This window comes from Luteimonas sp. Soil_N_1 (genome assembly GCF_057656255.1).
This window is the reverse complement of sequence record NZ_JBDGKS010000005.1, coordinates 1-5,637: the sequence shown is the minus strand read 5'-3', so window position 1 is coordinate 5,637 and position 5,637 is coordinate 1. Positions and strand designations below refer to the sequence as shown.

Annotated in this window: 2 tRNA genes and 3 rRNA genes; all 5 read left to right on the top strand. The window is 54.2% G+C overall.

Going from position 1 to position 5,637, the window contains the following annotated elements:
* The first annotated feature begins 412 nt into the window (after positions 1–412).
* Positions 413–1,957: ribosomal RNA gene (locus AC3A4E_RS17255) — 16S ribosomal RNA — on the top strand.
* A 71-nt stretch (positions 1,958–2,028) separates the two neighbouring features.
* A tRNA-Ile gene (locus AC3A4E_RS17250) sits at positions 2,029–2,105 on the top strand.
* 3 nt (positions 2,106–2,108) lie between these two features.
* Positions 2,109–2,184 (top strand) — tRNA-Ala (locus tag AC3A4E_RS17245).
* 240 nt (positions 2,185–2,424) lie between these two features.
* Positions 2,425–5,308, top strand: a 23S ribosomal RNA gene (locus AC3A4E_RS17240).
* Between the two features lie 168 nt (positions 5,309–5,476).
* Positions 5,477–5,590 (top strand): 5S ribosomal RNA (rrf, locus tag AC3A4E_RS17235).
* Together the 16S, 23S and 5S rRNA genes with 2 tRNA genes alongside form the textbook arrangement of a ribosomal RNA operon.
* The last annotated feature ends 47 nt before the right edge of the window (positions 5,591–5,637 follow it).

The window sequence follows — 5,637 nt, the reverse complement described above, 5'->3', positions numbered from 1 at the left end:
GCGGGGAAGAGGAAGGAAACGCGGCTTCACGCGGTGTTGACAGACTCGAGGGTCGCGGTAATATGTGCGGCTCGCTTCAACGGAACGCCTTCGGGCCGGACGCTGAAGTCGGCGGAAACCAACCCTCAACGAGGTGTTGACGAAAGCCAAAACCGCGCTAAGATGGGCGGCTCGCTTCGGAGGAAACAACGAAGCAGTGGGAAGCAGGCGCTGAGGCCGCTTCCGCAGATCTTTGACAGTGTGCGCAGGATACTTATGCGGACGTCTGGCTGGTGGTGTTAGTCCATTAGCAGACGTTCTAGAAAGAGCAAGAAAGATTCAAAAGCATGCAAATGCTGGTGAGTAGTTCGAGTTCTGGAAAAGACGACTGCACTCGAAGCATTAGATGTCACTTCGGTGATGTCGAAAATTTTAAGTGAAGAGTTTGATCCTGGCTCAGAGTGAACGCTGGCGGCAGGCCTAACACATGCAAGTCGAACGGCAGCACAGAGGAGCTTGCTCCTTGGGTGGCGAGTGGCGGACGGGTGAGGAATACATCGGAATCTGCCTATTTGTGGGGGATAACGTAGGGAAACTTACGCTAATACCGCATACGACCTACGGGTGAAAGCGGAGGACCTTCGGGCTTCGCGCAGATAGATGAGCCGATGTCGGATTAGCTAGTTGGCGGGGTAAAGGCCCACCAAGGCGACGATCCGTAGCTGGTCTGAGAGGATGATCAGCCACACTGGAACTGAGACACGGTCCAGACTCCTACGGGAGGCAGCAGTGGGGAATATTGGACAATGGGCGCAAGCCTGATCCAGCCATGCCGCGTGGGTGAAGAAGGCCTTCGGGTTGTAAAGCCCTTTTGTTGGGAAAGAAAAGCAGTCGGTTAATACCCGATTGTTCTGACGGTACCCAAAGAATAAGCACCGGCTAACTTCGTGCCAGCAGCCGCGGTAATACGAAGGGTGCAAGCGTTACTCGGAATTACTGGGCGTAAAGCGTGCGTAGGTGGTTTGTTAAGTCTGATGTGAAAGCCCTGGGCTCAACCTGGGAATTGCATTGGATACTGGCAGGCTAGAGTGCGGTAGAGGGTAGTGGAATTCCCGGTGTAGCAGTGAAATGCGTAGAGATCGGGAGGAACATCCGTGGCGAAGGCGACTACCTGGACCAGCACTGACACTGAGGCACGAAAGCGTGGGGAGCAAACAGGATTAGATACCCTGGTAGTCCACGCCCTAAACGATGCGAACTGGATGTTGGGTTCAACTAGGAACTCAGTATCGAAGCTAACGCGTTAAGTTCGCCGCCTGGGGAGTACGGTCGCAAGACTGAAACTCAAAGGAATTGACGGGGGCCCGCACAAGCGGTGGAGTATGTGGTTTAATTCGATGCAACGCGAAGAACCTTACCTGGCCTTGACATGCACGGAACTTTCCAGAGATGGATTGGTGCCTTCGGGAACCGTGACACAGGTGCTGCATGGCTGTCGTCAGCTCGTGTCGTGAGATGTTGGGTTAAGTCCCGCAACGAGCGCAACCCTTGTCCTTAGTTGCCAGCACGTAATGGTGGGAACTCTAAGGAGACCGCCGGTGACAAACCGGAGGAAGGTGGGGATGACGTCAAGTCATCATGGCCCTTACGGCCAGGGCTACACACGTACTACAATGGGAAGGACAGAGGGCTGCAAACCCGCGAGGGCAAGCCAATCCCAGAAACCTTCTCTCAGTCCGGATCGGAGTCTGCAACTCGACTCCGTGAAGTCGGAATCGCTAGTAATCGCAGATCAGCATTGCTGCGGTGAATACGTTCCCGGGCCTTGTACACACCGCCCGTCACACCATGGGAGTTTGTTGCACCAGAAGTAGGTAGTCTAACCGCAAGGAGGACGCTTACCACGGTGTGGCCGATGACTGGGGTGAAGTCGTAACAAGGTAGCCGTATCGGAAGGTGCGGCTGGATCACCTCCTTTAGAGACAAGGCTGCATCGCTTGTCCAGGCGTCCTCATAAGTAACCTGCACGATTGGTAATCAAGCAAGACTGGGTCTGTAGCTCAGGTGGTTAGAGCGCACCCCTGATAAGGGTGAGGCCGGTGGTTCGAGTCCTCCCAGACCCACCACATGGGGCCTTAGCTCAGCTGGGAGAGCACCTGCTTTGCAAGCAGGGGGTCGTCGGTTCGATCCCGACAGGCTCCACCATTCTTGATGGATGTACCGATCGCTGCGCACACATACAGATTTGAATGTCGCCAGGCACTGTGGCCTGACGACGGTTCTTTGAAAAATAGGGAAGTAGCGAGCGTCTGAGACAAGTACTCAAACGTGTCGTGAGGCTAAGGCGGGGACCTCGAGTCCCTAGTAAATTGAGTCGTTATATTTCGCGTCGGTGCTTTGTACCCACCGGCCCAGATATAGCTCCGAGGCAACTTGGGGTTATATGGTCAAGCGAATAAGCGCACACGGTGGATGCCTTGGCGGTCAGAGGCGATGAAGGACGTGGTAGCCTGCGAAAAGTATCGGGGAGCTGGCAACAAGCTTTGATCCGGTAATGTCCGAATGGGGAAACCCACCTCCTAGGAGGTATCGTGCAGTGAATACATAGCTGTACGAGGCGAACGCGGTGAACTGAAATATCTAAGTAACCGTAGGAAAAGAAATCAACCGAGATTCCCTGAGTAGTGACGAGCGAACGGGGAAAAGCCCAAAAGTCGATATGGTTTTAGCAAAACGGTCCTGGAAAGACCGGCCATAGAAGGTGATAGCCCTGTATGCGAAAGGGCCATATCGATGAAAAATGAGTAGGGCGGGGCACGAGAAACCCTGTCTGAATATGGGGGGACCATCCTCCAAGGCTAAATACTCCTGACCGACCGATAGTGAACCAGTACCGTGAGGGAAAGGCGAAAAGAACCCCGGAGAGGGGAGTGAAATAGACCCTGAAACCGTGTGCGTACAAGCAGTAGGAGCTCCGCAAGGAGTGACTGCGTACCTTTTGTATAATGGGTCAGCGACTTATTGTTCGTGGCAAGCTTAACCGTATAGGGGAGGCGAAGGGAAACCGAGTCTGATAAGGGCGCATAGTCGCGGGCAATAGACCCGAAACCGGGTGATCTAGTCATGCCCAGGATGAAGGTTGAGTAACATCAACTGGAGGTCCGAACCCACTCCCGTTGCAAAGGTAGGGGATGAGGTGTGATTAGGAGTGAAAAGCTAATCGAACCCGGAGATAGCTGGTTCTCCTCGAAAGCTATTTAGGTAGCGCCTCATGTGAATCTTCTTGGGGGTAGAGCACTGTTATGGCTAGGGGGTCATTGCGACTTACCAAACCATTGCAAACTCCGAATACCAAGACAGACTGCATGGGAGACACACGGCGGGTGCTAACGTCCGTCGTGAAAAGGGAAACAACCCAGACCCACAGCTAAGGTCCCAAATTATCACTAAGTGGGAAACGATGTGGAAAGGCACAGACAGCCAGGAGGTTGGCTTAGAAGCAGCCACCCTTTAAAGAAAGCGTAATAGCTCACTGGTCGAGTCGGTCTGCGCGGAAGATTTAACGGGGCTAAGTGATAAACCGAAGCTTGGGGTGCACATATTTATATGTGCGCGGTAGAGGAGCGTTCCGTAAGCCGTCGAAGGCAGATTGAGAAGTCTGCTGGAGGTATCGGAAGTGCGAATGCTGACATGAGTAACGATAATGGGGGTGAAAAGCCTCCACGCCGAAAGCCCAAGGTTTCCTTGCGCAACGTTAATCGACGCAGGGTGAGTCGGCCCCTAAGGCGAGGCAGAAATGCGTAGTCGATGGGAAGCTGGTTAATATTCCAGCACCTCGCATAAGTGCGATGGGGGGACGGAGAAGGTTAGGTCTACCAGGCGTTGGTTGTCCTGGGGAAAGGCGGTAGGAGTGGGTCTTAGGCAAATCCGGGACCCTTTAACTCCGAGCACCGAGACGAGCTCATTAGAGCGAAGTGACTGATACCACGCTTCCAGGAAAAGCCCCTAAGCTTCAGCTTATGCAGACCGTACCGTAAACCGACACAGGTGGGTAGGAAGAGAATTCTAAGGCGCTTGAGAGAACTCGGGTGAAGGAACTAGGCAACATAGCACCGTAACTTCGGGAGAAGGTGCGCCCTTGATCGTGGCCCATGCGGGCTACAGCGATCGGGGGCCGCAGTGACCAGGCCGCTGCGACTGTTTATCAAAAACACAGGACTCTGCAAACACGAAAGTGGACGTATAGGGTCTGACGCCTGCCCGGTGCCGGAAGGTTAATTGATGGGGTCAGCCGCAAGGCGAAGCTCTTGATCGAAGCCCCGGTAAACGGCGGCCGTAACTATAACGGTCCTAAGGTAGCGAAATTCCTTGTCGGGTAAGTTCCGACCTGCACGAATGGCGTAACGATGGCGGCGCTGTCTCCACCCGAGACTCAGTGAAATTGAAATCGCTGTGAAGATGCAGCGTTCCCGTGGCAAGACGGAAAGACCCCGTGAACCTTTACTATAGCTTTACATTGAACGTTGAGTTCGTCTGTGTAGGATAGGTGGGAGGCTATGAAACCCTGGCGCTAGCTGGGGTGGAGCCAACCTTGAAATACCACCCTGTCGTGCTTGACGTTCTAACCTAGGTCCGTTATCCGGATCGGGGACCATGTATGGTGGGTAGTTTGACTGGGGCGGTCTCCTCCCAAAGAGTAACGGAGGAGCTCGAAGGTACGCTCAGCGCGGTCGGACATCGCGCACTGTGTGCAAAGGCATAAGCGTGCTTGACTGCGAGATCGACGGATCAAGCAGGTAGGAAACTAGGACTTAGTGATCCGGTGGTTCTGTATGGAAGGGCCATCGCTCAACGGATAAAAGGTACTCCGGGGATAACAGGCTGATACCGCCCAAGAGTTCATATCGACGGCGGTGTTTGGCACCTCGATGTCGGCTCATCACATCCTGGGGCTGTAGTCGGTCCCAAGGGTATGGCTGTTCGCCATTTAAAGTGGTACGCGAGCTGGGTTCAGAACGTCGTGAGACAGTTCGGTCCCTATCTGCCATGGGCGTTGGAGATTTGAGAGGGGCTGCTCCTAGTACGAGAGGACCGGAGTGGACGAACCTCTGGTGTTCCGGTTGTCACGCCAGTGGCACTGCCGGGTAGCTATGTTCGGAAGCGATAACCGCTGAAAGCATCTAAGCGGGAAGCGCGCCTCAAGATGAGATCTCCCGGGAGCTTGACTCCCCTGAAGGAACCATCAAGACCAGGTGGTTGATAGGCTGGGTGTGTAAGCACAGCAATGTGTTGAGCTAACCAGTACTAATGATCCGTGCGGCTTGACCATATAACCTCAAGTTGCTTCTAACCGAAGCATCCTTGGCCAACGACACGAATGAGTCGTCAAAAATGTTCGCTACTTCCCAACCTCTGAGAGCGTGAGCGCTGTCAGTCCCACTTTCGAGCGCATACCTGCGACCGATCACCGGACCGACTTGCGACCCTCCACCCTCTCCCTGGTGACTATAGCTGTATGGAACCACCCGATCCCATTCCGAACTCGGAAGTGAAACGTACATGCGCCGATGGTAGTGTGCATCTAGCATGCGAGAGTAGGTCATCGCCAGGGTTTTTACCCAAAACCCCCGCCGGTATTCCGGCGGGGGTTTTTCTTTG